Raw genomic sequence first — 18,786 nt, 5'->3', positions numbered from 1 at the left:
CCCCCCCCCCCCGTCGACGCGACCGCCTCTCCCCCGACGACGAAACCCCGCCTCGAGGGCGGGGTTTCGTGGGGTTGGCTCCCCGGCTTGGACTCGAACCAAGAACCTGCCGGTTAACAGCCGGCTGCTCTGCCAATTGAGCTACCGAGGATCATGTTCCCCGCGGGCGGGCAACTCGTCTAGCGTAGCAAACTCCGCACCCTGCTTCGAACACGGAGGGAACCCCGGGCGTGGCGCGATCAGCGCGCGGCATCCGCCTCCGCGTTGGGCGCCCAGACGAGGTTCCGACCGATCCCCCTGGCGACCACATGCCCGCTGCGGAGCATCAGGGCCTCGGCGTCCAGCTCACGGATGAACGCCGCGTCGTTCGTGACCAGCAGAGCCGCCATCGACTGCTCGGTGCGGCGCCGGGTGATCGCCTCGAACACCACCGGACGGACCTCGAGATCGAGATTCGCGAGCGGCTCGTCCGCGATCAGCACACGCGGCTCCATCATGAACGCGCGGGCGATCGCGACACGCTGACGCATGCCCGCGCTGAGCTCGTATGGGAACTTCGCCGCCGCGCCGAGAGGCAGGTGCAGCTCGTCCAGCAGCGACGCCACCCTGATCGCGAGCGCCCTGCTGTTGACGCGCTTCTCGCGTGAGGTGATGGGCTCCGCGATGACCTCGCCGACGGTCAGTCGCGGGGGCAGGTTCGCTCCGGCACCCTGCGCCACGTAGCCGCTGAGAGCCGTCAGCATCCGGCGCCGGCGCCCGGGCCTGCGGATGTCGACACCGCAGACCTCCGCGCGGCCGCCCGCAACCTTCAGCGAGGAGTCGTGCACGCCCGCGAGAGCCGCCACGAGCGTCGACTTCCCGGATCCGGTCGCCCCGCCGACGCAGAGCAGCTCGCCGGGCCGCACCGAGAAGGTCACGCCGTCGATGGCCCGGGTCACGCCGCCGTGGCCGATGCGGTCGATCACCAGGTCGGAGCACTCGATCGCGATGTCGCTGGGGGCTGGCATGCCTCCATCCTGCCCGGAGTTCGCGGTCCCGTGGTCAGGACTCGACGAATCGCATCCGTTCCAGGTCGATGTCCCGCAGGCGCATCCGCAGCGCACGGCCGCCGTCGGAGTCGGCGGGGACCCGCTGAACGGCCCCGAGCAGCTCGTTCTTCTCGCGCTCGATCGTGCGCAGGATCAGACGTCGGCACAGGTCGGTGGCGGAGACCAGCGCTCGTTCCTCGTCCTTCGCGGGGAACGGCATCATCAGCAGTTCGCCCGCCAGAGCGCGGTACGGCTCGCGCACCGTGTCGGCCGCCGAAGTCGACCAGCCGACCCGCGTGCGGTCCTCGACGGAGGTCACGGACTCGCGCACCGCGTCCAGCGCCGGATGACGGAACGGCTCGGCCACGGCGCGCTCCAGCAGGGCCTGGTCGATGAGATGCCCGTACTGCAGGATGCCCATCAGGGCATCGCGCTCGATGGCGACGTCGGCGGTGCGGGGAAGATCGCTCAGTCGCACGCGCGTGGGCTGCGCCTCGGAGTCAGGAGTGGCCGAGTGCTGCGCAGGCCGTTGCGGTTCGCGCTCGGCGGCCGCGGCTCCCCGCGCTGCCCTCAGCACCTGCTGGTGCACGTCGGTCGGGTCCATCCCGAGACGGCGGGCCAGCACGCGCTCATAGCCGGGGCGCAGCAGCTCGTCACGGATCACCGCGACGATGGGCGCCGCGGCGCGCAGCGCGCCGACCTGCCCCTCGACCGTGGAGAGGTCGTAGCCGGCGAGTTTGCGGTCGATCGCGAACTCGAACATCGGAACCTTCGCGTCCATCAGTCCCCGCACGGCCGCGTCACCGCGCTGCAGGCGCAGATCGCACGGGTCCAGGCCATCGGGCGCCACCGCCACGAACGTCTGTGCGGTGAACCGGGAATCCTCCGAGAACGCGCGCAGCGCGGCCTTCTGACCCGCCTCATCGCCGTCGAAGGTGAAGACGATCTCCCCCGCCGCGGAGTCGTCGCCCATCACACGCCGCAGCACCTTGATGTGCTCGGTGCCGAAGGCCGTGCCACAGGTGGCGATGGCGGTGGTGACGCCGGCGAGGTGCGCGGCCATGACGTCGGTGTAGCCCTCCACGACGACCACGCGACGCGGGTCGCCGCGGGCGATGTCGCGCTTGGCGAGGTCCAAGCCGTACAGCACCTGGGCCTTCTTGTAGATCGGCGTCTCCGGGGTGTTCAGGTACTTGGGACCCTGATCGTCGTCGTACAGCTTGCGGGCGCCGAAGCCGATCGTCTGCCCGGTGACGTCGCGGATCGGCCAGACGACGCGTCCCCGGAACCGGTCGTACACGCCGCGCTGCCCGGTGGAGACGAGGCCGGCGCTGCTGAGCTCTTCCCGGGTGAAGCCCTGATCGCTCAGCGCGGTGAGCATCTTGTCCCACCCGCGGGGCGCGTAGCCCACACCGAAGTGCGCCGCCGACCCGGCGTCGAAACCGCGCTCGCCGAGGAAGCGGCGTGCGCTCTCGGCTTCGGGTGTCAGCAGCTGGCCGCGGAAGTACTCCGCCGCGGCGGTGTTGGCGGCGTACAGCCGGCTGCGTCCGCTGCTCTCGGGGGCCGCGCCGCCGTCCTCGTAGTGCAGGGCGTAGCCGACGCGCCCCGCCAGCCGTTCGACCGCCTCGGTGAAGCTGACGTGATCCATCTCGCGCAGGAAGGAGTACACGTCGCCGGAGGCACCGCATCCGAAACAGTGGTAGAACCCCACCTGCGGGCGCACGTGGAAGCTGGGGCTCTTCTCGTCGTGGAACGGGCACAGCCCCTTCAACGACCCGACGCCGGCGGATTTCAGCGCCACGCGCTCGCCGATGATGTCCGCGATGTTGGTGCGGGACTTCACCTCTTCGACGTCGGCCTGCAGGATGCGGGGCATCAGCGGACCTCTTCGACGGTCGCTCGTGGAGCGGGACGCCGGTGCACCACGGCCCGTGCGTGCCGCGGCGTCCAGATGCCGACCTCTGCCGGGTCGATCTCGCCGACCAGGCGGTTGTGCCAGTCGACGGCCGTCTGGTCGGTCAGGCTGGCGATCTGGTCCACGACGACGCGAGCCCGCTCGGCATCCGTCGTCGCGGCGAGGAAGTCCGCGGCGAACGCCGGCTCGAGCACGTCGGCGCCTGCCGACCACAGCGCATCGGTGGACCACAGCGCATCTGCAAGTCGGCCCAGCACGCGACGCTGCTCCTTGTAGACGCCCTTGCGCGCGTCGATGGTGACGATCGCCTGCCCCATGATGCCCTTGAGCACGGCGATCTCGGTCTCCACGACGCGCGGAACCACGACGTGTCCGCTGTAGCGGGCGATCGAGGGGCCGGGGTGCGCCTCTCGGGTCGCGGCCACCGCCGCGCGCGCGAAGCGACCGATGAGGTCGCTCGTGAGGTTCTTCAGACGGGCGAGGTCGCGCCGCGATCGGTCGAAGGTGCTCAGCCACATCGGCTGCCGCGCCAGCCGGTACAGGGCGTCGGCGAGCTCCTCGCGGGTGTAGTCGTAGCCGACCCACTGCTGGATCCGGTCGATCAGCGCGTCATGCTCGACGGGATCGGAGAGCTGGGCGACGTCCAGGTAGCCGTTCAGGATGGCGTCCTCGAAGTCGTGCACGGAATAGCCGATGTCATCGGAGAGGTCCATGATCTCGGCCTCGATGCAGCGCATCCGTCCCGGCGCGCCGTCGCGCATCCAGCGGAAGACCGGTTCGTCCTCGGGGTACACGCCGAACTTCAGACGACCGCCGGGGTCCGGCATCGGGTTGTCGATCGTCCAGGGGTACTTGCAGGCCGCGTCGAGGCTCGCCCTGGTCAGGTTCAGGCCGACGGAGTGACCGTCGTCGTCCATCACCTTCGTCTCCAGACGGGTGAGGATGCGCAGGGACTGCGCGTTGCCCTCGAAGCCGCCGATGTCGGCTGACCAGTCGTTGAGGGCGCGCTCCCCGTTGTGCCCGAAGGGCGGGTGCCCGAGGTCATGACTGAGGCAGGCCGTGTCGACGACGTCCTCGGACACGCCCAGCGCGCTGGCCAGCTCACGTCCGACCTGAGCGACCTCCAGCGAGTGCGTGAGACGGTTGCGGGCGAAGTCGGCCGTGCTGGCGGGGCTGAGGACCTGCGTCTTCGCTGCGAGACGGCGCAGCGCCGCGGAGTGCAGCACGCGGGCGCGGTCACGGGAGAAATCGTTGCGCTCCGACCTGTGCGTCTCGGAGAAGAACCGCTCGGCGTCGTGCGCGCCGTAACCCGGCGTCCCTGCATCCGCCACCGGGTCAACCACCACTGTTCTCGACCTCCGCACCGCGCATCATGTCGCCGACGCCCGCACCGATGTCCCGTGAGTCCAGCCAGCCCTCCGGCAGTGCCGTGCGCTTGGGAGAGCCCGCACGACCGCGCTGGCCCTCGGCGCCGACGCCGGGATACGGTGCGTCGCCCAACGTGCCGAGCAGATCGTCGATCTCCTGCAGGCTGGACGCCCTGGCCAGAGCCGCCCGCACCTCTCCGCCGACGGGATAGCCCTTGAAGTACCAGGCGACATGCTTGCGCACGTCCTTGCATCCGCGGTCCTCGTCCTCGAAGAACTCCACGAGCAGCTCCGCATGCCGGCGGAACGCCTGCGCCACGAACTGCAGCGTGGCGTCGACCTTCGGCCGCCGGGTCGCGGTCCCCGGGCCCGTCGATGGGCCCAGAGCATCCGAGAGTTCGCCGAACAGCCACGGGCGCCCCAGGCATCCGCGGCCCACCACGACCCCGTCGGCGCCGGTCTCCGACATCATCCGCACGGCGTCGTCCGCCGACCAGATGTCGCCGTTGCCCAGCACGGGGATGCTGGTGACGGCCTGCTTCAGCTCGCCGATCGCACTCCAGTCCGCGTGTCCGGAGTAGTACTGGGAGGCGGTGCGCGCGTGCAGCGCGACGGCCGCGGCCCCGGCGTCCTCCGCGGCACGGCCGGCGTCGAGGTAGGTGAGGTGGTCGTCGTTGATGCCCTTGCGCATCTTGACGGTCAGGGGCACCTCTCCTGCCGCCTTGACGGCGCGGTCGACGATGTCGGCGAAGAGGCCGATCTTCCACGGCAGCGCTGCCCCCCCGCCCTTGCGCGTCACCTTGGGCACCGGACACCCGAAGTTCAGGTCGATGTGGTCGGCGCGGTCCTCGGAGACGATGATGCGCACGGCCTCGGCGATCGTGGCCGGGTCCACGCCGTACAGCTGGATCGAGCGGAGCGTCTCGCTCTCGTGGTGCTGGATGAGGCGCATCGTGATGGCGTTGCGCTCGACCAGAGCCCGCGACGTGATCATCTCGCTGACGTAGAGACCCGCCCCGTACTCGCGGCACAGTCTCCGGAACGCCGTGTTCGTGATTCCCGCCATGGGGGCGAGGACGACGGGCACGTCGAGGTCGATCGGGCCGATGCGCAGGGCGGGAGCGGAGGTGGTGGCGAGAGTCATATCCCTTCCATTCTCCCAGACCTCGGCCTCGGCTGGACCCGGCGGAATTAGGCTGTGGACATGACCGACGCGACCATCCGCCAGATCCCGTTCTCCGACGCCGAAGGCTCGACGAAGACACTCGATGACTACGGCTCCGGCGTGGTCCTGGTGGTCAATGTCGCCTCGAAGTGCGGCCTGACCCCCCAGTACGAACAGCTGGAGCAGCTGCAGCGCACCTATGCCGATCGTGGGTTCACCGTCCTCGGGTTCCCGTGCAACCAGTTCATGGGCCAGGAGCCGGGTTCGATCGAGCAGATCCTGGAGTTCTGCTCCACGACCTACGGTGTCAGCTTCCCGGTGAACGACAAGGTCAAGGTCAACGGACGCGGCGCTCACGAGCTCTACAAGGCCCTCAAGCAGACGGCAGACGCGAGGGGCAAGGGCGGCCGGGTGGAGTGGAACTTCGAGAAGTTCCTCGTCGGCCGGGACGGCTCCGTGCAGCGGTTCCGTCCCAAGCAGTTGCCGGACTCGCCCGAGATCGTCTCCGCGATCGAGGAGGCGCTCGCCGCGTGAGTCCGGCTCGGCGGATCTCATCCGCCGAGCCGCCGGTGAGGGCGAGCGTCAGCCCGCCGTCACATCCCGTTCCTCGGCAGTCGTCTCGGCGTTCTTCTCCGCCCAGACGTCGCGGATGACGTTCTCGAACGCGGCCGGCGGCTGGGCGCCGCTGATGCCGTACTGACCGTCGATCACGAAGAACGGCACGCCCTGGATGCCATAGGCGCGCGCCTGCGCCTGATCCTGCCGAACGTCGGGAAGGTGCTTGGCCGACTCGAGCGCCTCCCGCGCGGCCTCGGCGTCCAACCCGACCTCGACGGCGAGCTCCACCAGATCGTCGACCCGGCCGACATGCTTGCCCTCGGTGAAGTACGCGGACATCAGCCGCTCCTCCATCTCGTGCTGAAGCCCCTGCTCCTTGGCGTGGTGCAGCAGCTCGTGCGCCTTCACCGTGTTCGTGTGCTTGAGCCGGTCGAAGCGGTACTCCAGACCGGCGTTCCTGGCGACGTTCGTGACGTTGTCCAGCATCTCCACGACCTGCTCGCGCGGCAGGCCCTTGTGACCGGACAGGAAGTCGATCTCGTCGCCGTCGAAGTCCACCGGGGTGTCGGGTGAGAGCTCGAACGAGTGGAAGGTGACGGTCACCTGCGGCGCGTCCTCGTCACCGGCGACAGCAGCCAGTCCCGTCTCGAGATTGCGCTTGCCGATGTAGCACCACGGGCAGGCGATGTCGGACCAGATGTCTATCGAGATGGGTTCGCTCACAACCGATGCAACCGCACGACCCCCTCGGTCTATTCCGCGGCATCCCGAGCGCCGGCTCGCCAGCAGCCTGAGACCGCCCGATCAGCCGACGAGGGCACGATCTGCGGACGGATACGCGACATGTGTCAGCGGATCGGGACGACCTCCGCAGATCGGGCGGCCGCCGCCGTCCGCAGATCGGGCGCCGCCGCCTCACGCAGATCGGGCGCCGTGGATCAGGAGGACTCGACCGGTGCGTCCACGGCGCCGCCGAAGCGGCGGTCCCTCGACAGGTAGATCCCGATCGCGCGCCACAGCTCCTCCCGCGAGAAATCGGGCCACAGGGTGTCGAGGAAGACCATCTCCGCGTAGGCCGACTGCCAGAGCAGGAAGTTGGATGTGCGCTGTTCGCCCGAGCTGCGCAGGAACAGGTCCACGTCCGGCATCTCCGGGACATAGAGGTGCTTGCGGATCTGCTTCTCCGTGATGGCGCTCGGCTTGATCCGGCCGGACCTGACGTCCTCGGCGAGAGCGCGCATGGCATCCACCAGCTCGATCCGGCCGCCGTAGTTCACGCACATGGTCAGCGTCAGCACGTCGTTGTCGCGGGTGAGCTCCTCGGCGAACCGCAGCTCCTTGACCACCGAGCCCCACAGCCGCGGTCTGCGTCCTGCCCACCGCACCCGGACACCCCACTCGTTGAGCTGGTCGCGGCGACGATGCAGCACATCGCGGTTGTAGCCCATCAGGAAGCGGACCTCCTCCGGGGACCGCGCCCAGTTCTCCGTCGAGAACGCATAGACGGACAGGTGCCTCACGCCGGCCTGGATGGCGCCCGCCACGACGTCGAGCAGAACCTCCTCGCCGGCCTTGTGGCCCTGGATGCGGGTCAGCCCCCGCCGGTTCGCCCAGCGCCCGTTGCCGTCCATGACGATCGCGACATGTTTCGGAACGGCCGGGAACTCCGGCGGGTGAGAGCCCGTCCAGTCCAGCGGGCGGAACGGCACCGCGTCCTTGTGCGTATAGGGCTTCGGGGTCACGGGGATCCTCGTCGTGGGAAGGGAGCGAGTCGCTCGGGTGCGACCACGTGCTCGAGAGAGCGGATGCCGCGCTCCAGGTGCCACTGCGCGTAGGCAGCGACCGTACCGGAGGCCGCGGCCAGATCGCCCGGCGCCGCCGCGTCGACCGATTCCCAGTCGCCGCGCATCAGTGCGCGCAGCAGGCCGAGCGTCGACGCGGAGATACGCGGGCTGCCGGCCGGCGCGCAGTCCGGGCACACCGCCCCGCCCAGCTGCGCGCCGAAGTGCAGGTGCGGACCCGCCGCGCCGCAGCGAGCACAGTCGTCGAGTGCCGGCGCCCAGCCGGAGAGCGCCATCACTCGGAGCAGGTAGGAGTTCAGGATGCTGCGCGCGGCGTGCTCGCCGCGGGACAGCGAGCGCAGGCCACCGACCAACAGCAGGTACTGATCGGGTGTGGCCTCGGACTCGTTGAGTCGGTCGGCGGTCTCGACCATGGCACTGGCCGCCGTGAACCGCTCGTAGTCCGCAGCGATCTCAGCACCGTAGGTGCCCAGCGATTCCGCCTGCTGCACGATGTCGAGCGAGCGTCCCTGGTACAGCTGCACGTCCGCCACCATGAACGGCTCGAGCCGCGATCCGAACTTCGACGATGTGCGGCGCACGCCCTTCGCCACGGCACGGATCTTGCCGTTGCGGCGCGAGAGCATGGTGACGATCCGATCGGCCTCACCCAGTTTGTGAGTGCGCAGGATCACCGCTTCGTCTCGATAGGTGGGCACTCATCGATTATCCCCCGCCCATGCCGGTCCGGCCGCAGGCCCGACCGTCGCGGCGTCGATCCCGATCCGCCCGGACCGGGATCGACGCCGCAGCGTCAGGCCTCGACCAGCTCCGAGGCGCGCGAGCGGATCGATCGGTTCACGCACGACACGATCGCCTTGAGGGATGCGGTCGAGATGTCGCCGTCGATCCCCACGCCCCACAGACGGTGGTCGTCCACCTGCAGCTCGACGTAGGCCGCCGCCTGGGCGTCGCCTCCGCTGGACATGGTGTGCTCGACGTAGTCGTACAGCGAGACGGCGAAACCGCGCTCGCGCAGGATCTCGATGAACGCTGCGATGGGCCCGTTGCCGGTGCCCGCCGTCGCCACCCGCTCGTCGCCGTCGCGCAGCACGACATCCAGCGAGACCTCGCCGGTCATGTCGCTGCGCGTCTGCGTGCCGAGCAGCTCGAAGCGGCCCCACTTGGCGTCGTCGTCATCGGCGGGCAGATACTCGTCGTTGAAGATCGACCAGATCTGGTCGCTCGTGACCTCGCCGCCCTCGGCATCCGTCTTCGCCTGCACGACGCCCGAGAACTCGATCTGCAGCTTGCGGGGCAGATCCAGCGCGTGGTCCGTCTTCAGCAGGTAGGCGACGCCGCCCTTGCCGGACTGCGAGTTCACGCGGATGACCGCCTCGTACGAACGGCCCAGATCCTTCGGGTCGACCGGCAGGTACGGCACGGCCCATTCGATGTCGTCGACCGTCACGCCCTGCGCCTCGGCCTTGGCCGCCATCGATTCGAAGCCCTTCTTGATGGCGTCCTGGTGCGACCCGCTGAATGCGGTGAACACGAGGTCGCCGACCCACGGGTGCCTCTCGGGGATCGGCAGCTGGTTGCAGTACTCGACGGTGCGCTTGACCTGATCGATGTCGCTGAAGTCGATCTGCGGGTCGATGCCCTGCGTGAACATGTTGATGCCCAGGGCGACCAGGTCGACGTTGCCGGTGCGCTCGCCGTTGCCGAACAGGCATCCTTCGATGCGATCGGCGCCCGCCAGGTAGCCCAGTTCGGCGGCGGCGACCGCCGTCCCGCGGTCGTTGTGCGGGTGCAGCGACAGGATCACGTTCTCGCGGTGTGCGAGGCGCCGGCTCATCCACTCGATCGAGTCCGCGTAGACGTTGGGGGTCGCCATCTCCACGGTGGCCGGCAGGTTGATGATCACCTTGCGGTCTGGGGTGGGCTCCAACACCTCGATCACCGCGTTGCACACCTCGACCGCGTACTCCAGCTCGGTGCCGGTGTAGCTCTCCGGCGAGTACTCGTAGTAGACCTCGGTGTCCGGGATCCGCTTCTCGAACTCACGGCAGAGACGGGCGCCCTCCAGGGCGATCTGCTTGACGCCCTCGCGGTCCGAGCGGAACACCACCTCGCGCTGCAGCACGCTGGTGGAGTTGTAGAAGTGCACGATGGCCTGCTTGGCGCCGGAGATGGCCTCGTAGGTGCGCTCGATGAGGTGCTCGCGACACTGGGTCAGCACCTGGATGGTGACGTCGTCCGGAATCAGGTTCTCCTCGATGAGCTGACGCACGAAGTCGAAGTCGGTCTGGCTCGCCGACGGGAACCCCACCTCGATCTCCTTGTAGCCCATGCTGACGAGCAGTTCGAACATCACCCGCTTGCGCTCGGGCGACATCGGGTCGATGAGGGCCTGGTTTCCGTCGCGCAGGTCGACCGCGCACCAGCGCGGCGCCTGGGTGATCCGCTTCGAGGGCCAGGTGCGGTCGGGCAGGTCGACGGCGATCTGCTCGTGGAAGGGGCGATACTTGTGCACCGGCATCGCCGACGGCTTCTGGGTGTTCTTCATGATGGGGGCTTCTCTTCGTCAGGAAATGTGCTCAGGCCAACACGAGCGCCGCGACGAGAAGGCCCGAAGTTCAGGACTCGTCACGGCAGCTAAGAAGAAGCAGACCGCCCAGAGGCATGCCCAAATGCTAACACCCTGCTTGGCACATTGCTCGCGCGATGCCGTCGCGGCCGGTCAGGGGATCAGCGCGATCTTGCCGCCGGGATGCCCGGATGCCGAGAGCGCCAGCGCCTGGGGCGCCTGATCGAGCGGGAATTCGCGGGCCACGGGCACGAGGAGATCGCCGCGTTCGGCCAGCTCGACCAGATGCTCGCGGATGCCGTCGCGGAAGTCTGCGCTGGCCGGCATCGAGCCGGCGATCGCGTGGAAGCCGTGCTCGGCAGCGGCTGCGGGTGCGGCGATGGTCACGATGCGCGACGGGTCGTCCACGAGTTCCCGGGAGACGGTCACCGCTTCGTCGGTGCCGACGGCGTCCAGCGCGGCATCGACATGCCCCGAGCCGGCCGCGTCGAGCGCCGCCGCGATGCGCTCCCGCAGTCCGTCGCCGTACTCCACCGGGATGCCGCCGAAGCGGCGCACCTCGTCGAATCGCTCCGGCGAGGCGGTGCCGATCACCCGGATGCCGCGCAGAGCCGCCTGCTGCAGCACGCTGACACCCACCGCACCGGATGCCCCGTGCAGCAGCAGGGTGTCCCCCGGCTGCGCACGCACGACCTCAAGCATCTCCGCCGCGGTGGTGCCGGCCAGCAGGAGGTTCGCGGCCTCGGGATGGCTGAGGGCGGCGGGCTTGCGCAGCACCTTCTGCGCCGGCACGGTGATCTCGGTCGCATAACCGCCGCGCACCCGGAAGGCGATGACCTCGTCGCCGACGACTGCCGGACCGGTGACGATCTCGGTGTCCGGCCCGATCGCCGTGAGCATCCCCGAGATCTCGTACCCGATCGGCACGGGCATCTCGATGCCGGGGCGCGGTCGGGCGACGTGCTTGGCATCCGCGGGGTTCACGCCGGCCGCCAGCACGCGGATCGTGACCTCGCCGGGGCCGGGCGTCGGCACGTCGTACTCCTCGAAGCGCCAGGTGTCGGGCGAGCCGAAGTCCGGTGCGATCCAGTGCAGTGCCATCTCAGCCTCGTCCGCCTCTCAGAATCCCAGGCGCCCCAGCTGCTTGGGATCGCGCTGCCACTCCCTGGCGACCTTCACATGCAGCTTGAGGAACACGCGGGTGCCGAGCAGTCTCTCGATGTCCGCGCGGGCGACGGCGCCGACGTCCCGCAGCCGCGAGCCCTTGTGCCCGATGATGATGGCCTTCTGGCTGTCGCGCTCGACGACGATCGAGGCGTACACGTCGGTGAGGTCGCTGTTCTCGCGCGGTGCGATGTCGTCCACGACGACGGCGATGGAGTGCGGCAGCTCGTCGCGCACACCCTCCAGAGACGCTTCGCGGATGATCTCCGCGATGCGGTCCTCCTCGGACTCGTCGGTGACGATGCCGTCCTCGTACAGTCGAGGCCCGCGCGGCATCAGCTTGAGCATCTCGTCGGCGAGCACGTCCAGCTGATCGCTTCCGACGGCGGAGAGCGGAATGACCGCGGCCCAGTCCTCCCGCAGCGAGTCGACCTCCATGAGGCGCTCGATGATGTCGTCCTTGTCGGCGGCATCCGTCTTGGTGACGATCGCGATCTTCTTGGCCCGCGAGTAGCCATCCAGGGAGGCGGCGATCCTGCGGTCGCCCGGGCCCACCTTCTCGGTGGCGGGCACGCAGAAGCCGATCACGTCGACATCCCCGAGAACCTGTTCCACCAGGTCGTTGAGGCGCTCTCCGAGCAGGGTGCGAGGGCGGTGGATGCCGGGTGTGTCGACGATCACCAGCTGCCCGTCGGGGCGGTTCAGGATGCCCCGGATGGCGCGTCGGGTGGTCTGCGGCTTCTCGCTGGTGATCGCGATCTTCTCGCCCACCAGAGCGTTCGTCAGCGTCGACTTGCCCACGTTCGGCCGGCCCACGAACGTCACGAACCCGCTGCGCGTCTGCGCGCCGCCGGTCGCCTGCTCGCTGCCGTCGCCGTGCGCGGTCTCGTCCCTGTGCTCAGTCATCCCGCTGTCCTCCGTCACGATCGCCGTCCCCATCATGCCCCTCGGGAGCCCGCTCCACGAACACCGTCGCGATGCCGCGGCCTCGGCCGCGCGACGCTCCCCCGGTGAGCACGAGTCCCTGCACGGTGGCCGTCGCGCCCGGTTGGGGGATCCGTCCGAGTTCCTTGCCGAGCAGTCCCCCGATGGAGTCGACGTCCTCGTCCTCGACTTCCAGCCCGAACAGGTCGCCCACGTCCTCGAGCGGCATCCGGGAGTTCACCCGATAGCGCCCCACCCCCAGTTCGACCACTTCGGCGGGACCGCGGTCGTACTCGTCGGCGATCTCGCCCACCAGCTCCTCGATCAGGTCCTCCAGCGTGATCAGGCCGGAGATGCCGCCGTGCTCGTCGATCACGATGCACACGTGCACGGCGTCGCGCTTCATCTGCTGCAGCAGCGTCTCGGCGCGCATCGATTCGGGCACGAAGATCGCCGGCCGGGCGATCGGCCTGACCGGAGCCCCCCGCCACGAGCTCTCGTCCCGGTAGGCGAACTGCACGAGGTCCTTGAGATAGAGCACTCCGACGATGTCATCCGCGTCGTCGTCGACCACCGGCATGCGGGACACGCCGCTGCGCAGGAACAGGTCCATCGCCTCGGTGGTCGTGGCGGCGGCGTCCACGGTCAGGATCTCCGTGCGCGGCACCATGACGGCCCGCACGAACTGGTCGGTGAAATCGAAGACGGAGTGGATGAGATCACGGTCGTCCTCCTCGATGAGGTCATGCGACGCGGCCTCGTCGACCATGCTCAGCAGTTGCTCCTCGGATGCGAAGCTGCTGCGCCCGCCTCCGGGGGTCACCCGGCGCCCGGCGCGGACCAGCGCCTGCGCGAGCGGGCCGAGCAGGATGCGCACACCACGGACCGTGGGAGCCCAGGCCCGCAGGATGCCGGCGGCGTGCAGGCGGCCGTAGGAGCGCGGGCTGGCGCCCACGAGCACGAACGTGATGCCGGTCATCAGCACCACGGCGGCGAGCATGGCCCACCAGATGCTGGGCAGGAGCGAATCCAGCGCGACGGTGACGAGCACGGCGGCGGTGGTCTCCGACAGCACGCGCATGAAGGCGACGGCGTTGACGTGCGGGTCGGGGTCGGCCGCGATACGGCGCAGCGCCGACGCGCCGCGACCGGTCTCGGCGAGCTCCTCCAGGTCGGAGGTGGAACTGACCGAGAACGCGGCGTCGACCGCAGCCATCACGCCGCCGAAGGCGACCATGAGCACCGCGACGGCGAGGAGTGCTACCGGTGTCATCGGTGCCGTTCGGAACGCGCGAAGCCGTCGATGAGGGTCTTCTGCAGCCCGAACATCTCACGCTCGTCGTCGGGCTCGGCGTGGTCGAAGCCCAGCAGGTGGAGCAGCCCGTGCGTGGTGAGCAGGATCAGCTCGTCCATCAGCGTATGACCGGCCGCCTGGGCCTGCGCTTCCGCCACCTGCGGGCACAGCACGATATCGCCCAGCAGCCCGGGCGGGGTCGGTCGATCCGGGCTGCCCGGCCGCAGCTCGTCCATGGGGAAGCTGAGCACGTCGGTGGGACCGGGCTCGTCCATCCACTGCACGTGCAGCGACTCCATGGCACCCTCGTCCACCAGCACGATCGCCACTTCGGCGTCGGGGCTGACGTGGAGCTGCGCGAGATTGAAGTCCGTGAGTCGCTGCAGGACGGTCTCGTCGATCTCGATCGCCGACTCGTTGTTGATCTCGATCATTCCAGGCCCCGTCTCGGCTTCCGGTCTCTCGGGTTCGGGCGCGTGCCCGCTCGCCGCTCGGCGCGGTTCGCGAACTCGTGCGCCTGCTCGCGTTCGACGCGCGCGGCGGTGCGTCGCTCGTCGTACTCGCTGTAGGCGTCGACGATCCGGCCCACGAGCGAGTGGCGCACGATGTCGTCGCTGGTGAGGCGTGAGAAGTGGATGTCCTCGATGTCGCTCAGCACCCGTGTCACCAGACGCAGCCCCGACGCGGCCTGCGGCAGATCGACCTGCGTGATGTCGCCGGTGACGACCATCCGCGTGCCGAAGCCGAGGCGCGTGAGGAACATCTTCATCTGCTCGGGGGTGGTGTTCTGCGCCTCGTCGAGCACGACGAACGAGTCGTTCAGGGTGCGACCCCGCATGTACGCCAACGGCGCCACCTCGATGGTGCCGGTCGCCATCAGGCGCGGCACGACCTCGGGGTCCATCATCTCGTTCAGCGCGTCGTAGAGCGGGCGCAGGTACGGATCGATCTTGTCGGTCAGCGAGCCGGGCAGAAAGCCCAGCCGCTCCCCCGCCTCGACCGCCGGACGCGTCAGGATGATGCGCTGCACCTCTTTCCGCTGCAGCGCCTGCACGGCCTTGGCCATCGCGAGGTAGGTCTTCCCGGTGCCGGCAGGGCCGATGCCGAACACGATCGTGTTCTCCTCGATCGCGTCGACGTACTCCTTCTGCCCGAGGGTCTTCGGCCGGATCACCCGACCCCGTGTCGTCAGGATCGCCTCGCCGAGCACCTCGCTGGGACGCGGGCCCTCCTCCCGCCGCAGGATGCGGGCGGAGTGCTCCACGTCGCTGGGCAGCAGGTCGTGTCCGGAGCGCGTCATCTCCAGCAGCTCCTCCACCAGCTTCTTGGCGTCCTCGACGTCGGATGCCGAGCCGCCCAGATTGATCTCGTTCCCTCGGACCATCACCTGGACGCGTGGATGCTGCTTCTCGAGCATGCGCAGCAGACGGTCCTGCGGGCCCAGCAGCTGCACCATGGCGACGCCGTCGGCGTAGATGCGCTCGGTTCGCTCCGGCTGGGCGGGGAAATGCGCGGCCCCGTCGTCGGAGGATGGTGCGGTGTCAGAAGCCAACGAGCTTGCCCTTCTCGATGTCGGCGAGCACGTGCGCGTGCACGTGGAAGACGGACTGTGCGGCGCTGGCGCCCTTGTTGAAGATGAGCCGGTACTCGCCGTTCGCGTGCTCGGTCGCGAGCTGCTGGGCGACGGTGACCACCTCGGCCAGCAGACCGGGGTCTCCTGCGGCCAGCTCGGTGACGTCGCGGTACTGCTCGGTCTTGGGGATGACGAGAAGGTGCACGGGCGCCTGCGGATCGATGTCCCGGATGGCGAAGACCCGCTCGGTCTCCGCGACGAGCTCGCCGGGGATCTCCCCGTTCCGGATGCGGGTGAAGATGGAGGGCTCTGTCATGGATTCAGCTTATCCGGGTCCGTGAGCCTGTCGGCGGGTCCCTGGGCCGTCGAACGGTCCCTGGGCCTGTCGAAGGGTCACCAGCGGCCGAGGATGCCGGAGAGCACCGCGATCGCCGCGGGACCCGCGGTCGACGTGCGCAGCACGGTGTCTCCGAGCTTGACCCGCTCGCCGCCCGACGCCTCCAGCCGCTCCAGCTCCTCCGGGGCGATGCCGCCTTCGGGGCCCACCACCAGGAGGATGTCGCGCCCGTCCGGCACGACGGCGGACAGCCGCGTGGGAGCCCACGGATCGAGCACCAGCATCCTGGCATCCGCAGCACGCACCGCCAGCTGCGCGGTCGTCTCCACCGCGGTGACGTCGGGAACCCAGGCGCGGTGGGCCTGCTTCGCCGCCTCGCGGACGATGTTCGCCCAGCGCTCACGTCCCTTCGCTGCCTTCGGGCCCTCCCAGCGCGAGACGCTGCGAGCGGCCTGCCACGGGATGACCTGGTCGACGCCGAGCTCGCATGCGGCCTGCACCGCGAGTTCATCGCGATCGCCTTTCGCCAGCGCCTGCGCGAGCACGAGACGGGACTCGGGGACCTCCTGGGTGCTGCGCGAGCCGACCCGCACCGTCACCCGCGACGCGGAGACGTCGTCGACCGTCCCCTCCAGCCACGTGCCCTTCCCGTCGCCGAGCGTGATGGTCTCCCCCACCCGGACCCGGCGCACGACCGACGCGTGCTTGGCTTCGGTGCCGGTCAGGGAGATGAGGTCGCCGATCGCGGCGTCCGCGCAGTCGGGAACGATGAAGTGCAGGGCCATGTCGGCTCCGATCGGGGTCCGGCGGTCAGTGAGCTCAGTGGCTGCGGAAGCGATCGCGCAGTTTCGAGAACAGGCCCTGCTGGAACTGGGACAGTCTGGGCTCCGGCGCCTTGGTCTTCTTCGCGAACTCCTCGATCAGCTTGCGCTGCGCGGAATCCAGCCGGGTCGGGGTCAGCACCTGCACGCCCACGCGGAGGTCGCCGCGCTGGCTGCCGCGCAGCGGCGTGATCCCGCGGCCGCTGATCGTCAGCACGTCACCGGACTGCACTCCCGTGCGCACTTCGAGATCGACCGGCCCGTCCAGACCCTCGATGGTCGTCGTGGTGCCGAGGATCGCATCCGTCATGGACACCTCGAGGGTGGCCAGCAGGTCGTCGCCCTCCCGGCTGAACACCGGATGCGGGGCGACGGTGACCTCGATGTACAGGTCTCCGTTCGGACCGCCCGCCCTGCCCACGGCGCCGGAACCCGGCAGCTGCAGCCGCAGTCCCGTCTCGACGCCGGCAGGGATGTCGAGAGCGACGGTGCGCCGTGTGCGCACGCGCCCCTGACCGGCACAGGCGCCGCAGGGGGACTCGATCCTCGTGCCGAAGCCCTCGCAGCTGCCGCACGGCTGCGTCGTGATGACGTTGCCCAGCAGGCTGCGCACCTGGCGCTGGACGTGTCCGGATCCGCCGCAGACGTCGCAGGTCACCGGAGAGGTGCCGGGCTGACAGCAGCTGCCGTTGCAGGTCTCGCAGAGCACGGCCGTATCGACCTCGATGTCCCGGTGCACGCCGAAGACGACGTCGCCGAGGTCGAGATCCAGGCGCACCAGCGCGTCCTCGCCGCGTTCGCGACGCGACCGCGGGCGGGCCGCACGGCCGCCTCCACCCGCGGCGCCGAAGAACGTCTCGAAGATGTCCCCGAAGCCGCCGAAACCGCCGAAGCCGTTGCTGTCGTCGCCTCCCATGTCGTAGCGACGGCGGGATTCGTCGTCGCTGAGCACGTCGTAGGCGTGCGTCACGAGCTTGAACCGCTCGGACGCGTCCTCACCCGGGTTCACGTCGGGATGCAGCTGTCGGGCGAGTTTGCGATACGCCTTCTTGATCTCGTCCTGCGATGCGTCACGGGAGACCCCGAGTACTTCGTAATGATCCGCCACGATCACCTTTCTGCGTGTGCGTGAATGTCTTCCACCCGACGCCTCAGCGTCCGGTGCCGTCTTCTTCGAGCATGCGCGACAGGTAGCGCGCCACGGCTCGGGCCGCCGCGAGGTTGCTCGGATAGTCCATGCGCGTCGGCCCCATCACACCGACGCGTGCGGTGCCGCTGGGCGCGGCGTAGTTGCTGGCGACGAAAGACGCGTCCCCGAGCCCGAAAGGGGCGTTCTCGGTGCCGATGCTGGTCGCGAGCCCGTGCTCGTCGGTCACCATCTCGCTCATCAGCCGCAGCAGGGTCACCTGCTCCTCGATCGCCTCGAGGAGGGGATGGATGCTGCCGCGGAAGTCCTGCTCGCGGCGGGCGAGCGTGGCGGCTCCCGCCATCACGAGCCGCTCCTGACGGAACTCGGCCAGTTCCTCGGAGATCACCCCGGCCAGCACGACGAGTGCCGGATGCAGTCGCGGAATCGCCGTCGCCTGCTCCGCGTCGATGAGCAGCTGCATGCGGTCCGAGGCCTCGCCGACAGCGCGCCCGGTGATGAGCGACGCGAGCTGCGCGCGCAGCACCGCCACGTCCTCGTCGTCGAGGAGGATGGGCAGCGGCGCGATGCGCTGGGAGACGCCGCCCGCATCGGTCACCAGCACGACCAGCATCCGATTCGGGGCGAGGGCGACGAGCTCGATGTGCGTGATGCTGGCTCGCGCGAACGACGGATACTGCGCCAGCGCGACCTGACCGGTGAGCTGGGTCAGCACGCGTACCGTGCGCGCCATGAGGTCGTCCAGGTCGGCGGGATCGGTGAGGAACGATTCGATGGCATTGCGCTGCCCGGTCGAGAGCGGCCGCACCTGCGAGAGGTGGTTCACGAAGACGCGGTAGCCCTTGTCCGTCGGAACGCGTCCGGACGAGGTGTGCGGCGCCTCGATGAGGTCCTCGTCCTCGAGCAGGGCCATGTCGTTGCGGATCGTCGCGGCCGAGACACCGAACGCATGCCGCTCGACGATCGACTTGCTGGCGACGGGCTCGTGCGTGGCGACGTAATCCTGAACGATCGCACGGAGAACCTCGAGTCCTCGTTCTGTGACCATGATCCCTCCCCGCTGGCACTCCGACCTTCCGAGTGCCAATCCTACCCCGCTGCCGATTCCTGAGCCCTGCAGGC

The 18,786-nt window shown here is 69.3% G+C and carries 18 protein-coding genes and 1 tRNA gene; 1 reads left to right on the top strand and 18 read right to left on the bottom strand.

Annotation, left to right across the window (positions count from 1 at the left end):
* Positions 1 to 75: 75 nt before the first annotated feature.
* From ACFQY2_RS11515 to dusB, 5 genes are all read right to left on the bottom strand, one after another.
* Positions 76 to 151 (bottom strand) — tRNA-Asn (locus ACFQY2_RS11515).
* Between the two features lie 88 nt (positions 152 to 239).
* Positions 240 to 1,007 carry an ATP-binding cassette domain-containing protein gene (locus ACFQY2_RS11510; RefSeq protein WP_378745947.1) on the bottom strand — a complete coding sequence of 256 codons (768 nt, stop codon included), beginning with the start codon at positions 1,005 to 1,007 and terminating at the stop codon, positions 240 to 242.
* 34 nt (positions 1,008 to 1,041) lie between these two features.
* Positions 1,042 to 2,904, bottom strand: coding sequence for a DNA primase (dnaG, locus tag ACFQY2_RS11505; protein WP_378745945.1), 1,863 nt, complete (start codon positions 2,902 to 2,904; stop codon positions 1,042 to 1,044).
* Positions 2,904 to 4,289 (bottom strand): deoxyguanosinetriphosphate triphosphohydrolase, encoded by a 1,386-nt coding sequence (locus ACFQY2_RS11500; RefSeq protein WP_378745944.1) that lies wholly within the window; start codon positions 4,287 to 4,289, stop codon positions 2,904 to 2,906. Before ACFQY2_RS11500 ends, dnaG begins: the two co-directional genes overlap by 1 nt.
* Positions 4,279 to 5,454 (bottom strand): tRNA dihydrouridine synthase DusB, encoded by a 1,176-nt coding sequence (gene dusB, locus ACFQY2_RS11495; RefSeq protein WP_378745943.1) that lies wholly within the window; start codon positions 5,452 to 5,454, stop codon positions 4,279 to 4,281. The genes ACFQY2_RS11500 and dusB overlap by 11 nt, the downstream gene beginning before the upstream one ends.
* 60 nt (positions 5,455 to 5,514) lie before the next feature.
* On the opposite strand from dusB, the gene ACFQY2_RS11490 reads away from it, so the two are divergent.
* A complete protein-coding gene (locus ACFQY2_RS11490) occupies positions 5,515 to 6,009 on the top strand; it encodes a glutathione peroxidase (RefSeq protein ID WP_378745942.1) in 495 nt (164 codons plus the stop codon).
* Positions 6,010 to 6,057: 48 nt separating this feature from the next.
* Here the strand turns inward: ACFQY2_RS11490 and ACFQY2_RS11485 are convergent, their stop codons facing one another.
* The 13 genes from ACFQY2_RS11485 to hrcA all read right to left on the bottom strand — a co-directional run bounded on the left by ACFQY2_RS11485 (position 6,058) and on the right by hrcA (position 18,712).
* Positions 6,058 to 6,756: a DsbA family protein gene (locus ACFQY2_RS11485; RefSeq protein ID WP_378745941.1), complete on the bottom strand. Its 699-nt coding sequence runs from the start codon at positions 6,754 to 6,756 to the stop codon at positions 6,058 to 6,060.
* A gap of 215 nt (positions 6,757 to 6,971) precedes the next feature.
* A complete protein-coding gene (locus ACFQY2_RS11480) occupies positions 6,972 to 7,775 on the bottom strand; it encodes an isoprenyl transferase (RefSeq protein ID WP_378745940.1) in 804 nt (267 codons plus the stop codon).
* Positions 7,772 to 8,533: a DNA repair protein RecO gene (gene recO, locus ACFQY2_RS11475; RefSeq protein WP_378745939.1), complete on the bottom strand. Its 762-nt coding sequence runs from the start codon at positions 8,531 to 8,533 to the stop codon at positions 7,772 to 7,774. The genes ACFQY2_RS11480 and recO overlap by 4 nt, the downstream gene beginning before the upstream one ends.
* 95 nt (positions 8,534 to 8,628) lie before the next feature.
* The gene (gene leuA / locus ACFQY2_RS11470) at positions 8,629 to 10,383 is read right to left on the bottom strand and encodes a 2-isopropylmalate synthase (RefSeq protein WP_378745938.1); all 1,755 of its coding nucleotides are present in this window, start codon (positions 10,381 to 10,383) and stop codon (positions 8,629 to 8,631) included.
* A 174-nt stretch (positions 10,384 to 10,557) separates the two neighbouring features.
* Positions 10,558 to 11,505, bottom strand: a complete 948-nt coding sequence (locus tag ACFQY2_RS11465) for a zinc-binding alcohol dehydrogenase family protein (RefSeq protein WP_378745937.1) — start codon at positions 11,503 to 11,505, stop codon at positions 10,558 to 10,560.
* A gap of 18 nt (positions 11,506 to 11,523) precedes the next feature.
* Positions 11,524 to 12,474: a GTPase Era gene (gene era / locus ACFQY2_RS11460; protein ID WP_378745935.1), complete on the bottom strand. Its 951-nt coding sequence runs from the start codon at positions 12,472 to 12,474 to the stop codon at positions 11,524 to 11,526.
* Complete coding sequence (locus ACFQY2_RS11455; RefSeq protein ID WP_378745934.1) at positions 12,467 to 13,765, bottom strand: hemolysin family protein; 1,299 nt, start codon at positions 13,763 to 13,765, stop codon at positions 12,467 to 12,469. The genes era and ACFQY2_RS11455 overlap by 8 nt, the downstream gene beginning before the upstream one ends.
* The gene (gene ybeY, locus ACFQY2_RS11450; protein ID WP_378745933.1) at positions 13,762 to 14,220 is read right to left on the bottom strand and encodes an rRNA maturation RNase YbeY; all 459 of its coding nucleotides are present in this window, start codon (positions 14,218 to 14,220) and stop codon (positions 13,762 to 13,764) included. Before ybeY ends, ACFQY2_RS11455 begins: the two co-directional genes overlap by 4 nt.
* Positions 14,217 to 15,242, bottom strand: a complete 1,026-nt coding sequence (locus ACFQY2_RS11445; protein ID WP_378746164.1) for a PhoH family protein — start codon at positions 15,240 to 15,242, stop codon at positions 14,217 to 14,219. Before ACFQY2_RS11445 ends, ybeY begins: the two co-directional genes overlap by 4 nt.
* A gap of 85 nt (positions 15,243 to 15,327) precedes the next feature.
* Entirely contained in the window at positions 15,328 to 15,675 is a 348-nt protein-coding gene (locus ACFQY2_RS11440) for an HIT domain-containing protein (protein WP_378745932.1), read from the bottom strand.
* A 77-nt stretch (positions 15,676 to 15,752) separates the two neighbouring features.
* Positions 15,753 to 16,481, bottom strand: coding sequence for a 16S rRNA (uracil(1498)-N(3))-methyltransferase (locus ACFQY2_RS11435; RefSeq protein WP_378745931.1), 729 nt, complete (start codon positions 16,479 to 16,481; stop codon positions 15,753 to 15,755).
* Positions 16,482 to 16,515: 34 nt separating this feature from the next.
* Positions 16,516 to 17,625: a molecular chaperone DnaJ gene (gene dnaJ / locus ACFQY2_RS11430; RefSeq protein ID WP_378745930.1), complete on the bottom strand. Its 1,110-nt coding sequence runs from the start codon at positions 17,623 to 17,625 to the stop codon at positions 16,516 to 16,518.
* A gap of 43 nt (positions 17,626 to 17,668) precedes the next feature.
* Positions 17,669 to 18,712 (bottom strand): heat-inducible transcriptional repressor HrcA, encoded by a 1,044-nt coding sequence (hrcA, locus tag ACFQY2_RS11425; RefSeq protein ID WP_378745929.1) that lies wholly within the window; start codon positions 18,710 to 18,712, stop codon positions 17,669 to 17,671.
* Positions 18,713 to 18,786: the final 74 nt, after the last annotated feature.

The organism is Microbacterium sp. GCM10027623 (assembly GCF_042666935.1).
Classification (GTDB): Bacteria; Actinomycetota; Actinomycetes; order Actinomycetales; family Microbacteriaceae; genus Microbacterium.
The sequence above is the reverse complement of the archived record's forward strand: the minus strand, read 5'-3'. Positions and strand labels throughout refer to the sequence as shown.

Excerpts from the sequence above, each read along its gene's own strand:
- ACFQY2_RS11445 (WP_378746164.1), bottom strand. The coding sequence starts at position 15,242 with ATGGTGCAGCTGCTGGGCCCGCAGGACCGTCTGCTGCGCATGCTCGAG.
- dnaG (WP_378745945.1), bottom strand. The coding sequence starts at position 2,904 with ATGCCCCGCATCCTGCAGGCCGACGTCGAAGAGGTGAAGTCCCGCACC.
- ACFQY2_RS11510 (WP_378745947.1), bottom strand. The coding sequence starts at position 1,007 with ATGCCAGCCCCCAGCGACATCGCGATCGAGTGCTCCGACCTGGTGATC.
- ybeY (WP_378745933.1), bottom strand. The coding sequence starts at position 14,220 with ATGATCGAGATCAACAACGAGTCGGCGATCGAGATCGACGAGACCGTC.
- dusB (WP_378745943.1), bottom strand. The coding sequence starts at position 5,454 with ATGACTCTCGCCACCACCTCCGCTCCCGCCCTGCGCATCGGCCCGATC.
- ACFQY2_RS11440 (WP_378745932.1), bottom strand. The coding sequence starts at position 15,675 with ATGACAGAGCCCTCCATCTTCACCCGCATCCGGAACGGGGAGATCCCC.
- ACFQY2_RS11490 (WP_378745942.1), top strand. The coding sequence starts at position 5,515 with ATGACCGACGCGACCATCCGCCAGATCCCGTTCTCCGACGCCGAAGGC.
- ACFQY2_RS11455 (WP_378745934.1), bottom strand. The coding sequence starts at position 13,765 with ATGACACCGGTAGCACTCCTCGCCGTCGCGGTGCTCATGGTCGCCTTC.
- hrcA (WP_378745929.1), bottom strand. The coding sequence starts at position 18,712 with ATGGTCACAGAACGAGGACTCGAGGTTCTCCGTGCGATCGTTCAGGAT.
- leuA (WP_378745938.1), bottom strand. The coding sequence starts at position 10,383 with ATGAAGAACACCCAGAAGCCGTCGGCGATGCCGGTGCACAAGTATCGC.
- era (WP_378745935.1), bottom strand. The coding sequence starts at position 12,474 with ATGACTGAGCACAGGGACGAGACCGCGCACGGCGACGGCAGCGAGCAG.
- ACFQY2_RS11435 (WP_378745931.1), bottom strand. The coding sequence starts at position 16,481 with ATGGCCCTGCACTTCATCGTTCCCGACTGCGCGGACGCCGCGATCGGC.
- ACFQY2_RS11465 (WP_378745937.1), bottom strand. The coding sequence starts at position 11,505 with ATGGCACTGCACTGGATCGCACCGGACTTCGGCTCGCCCGACACCTGG.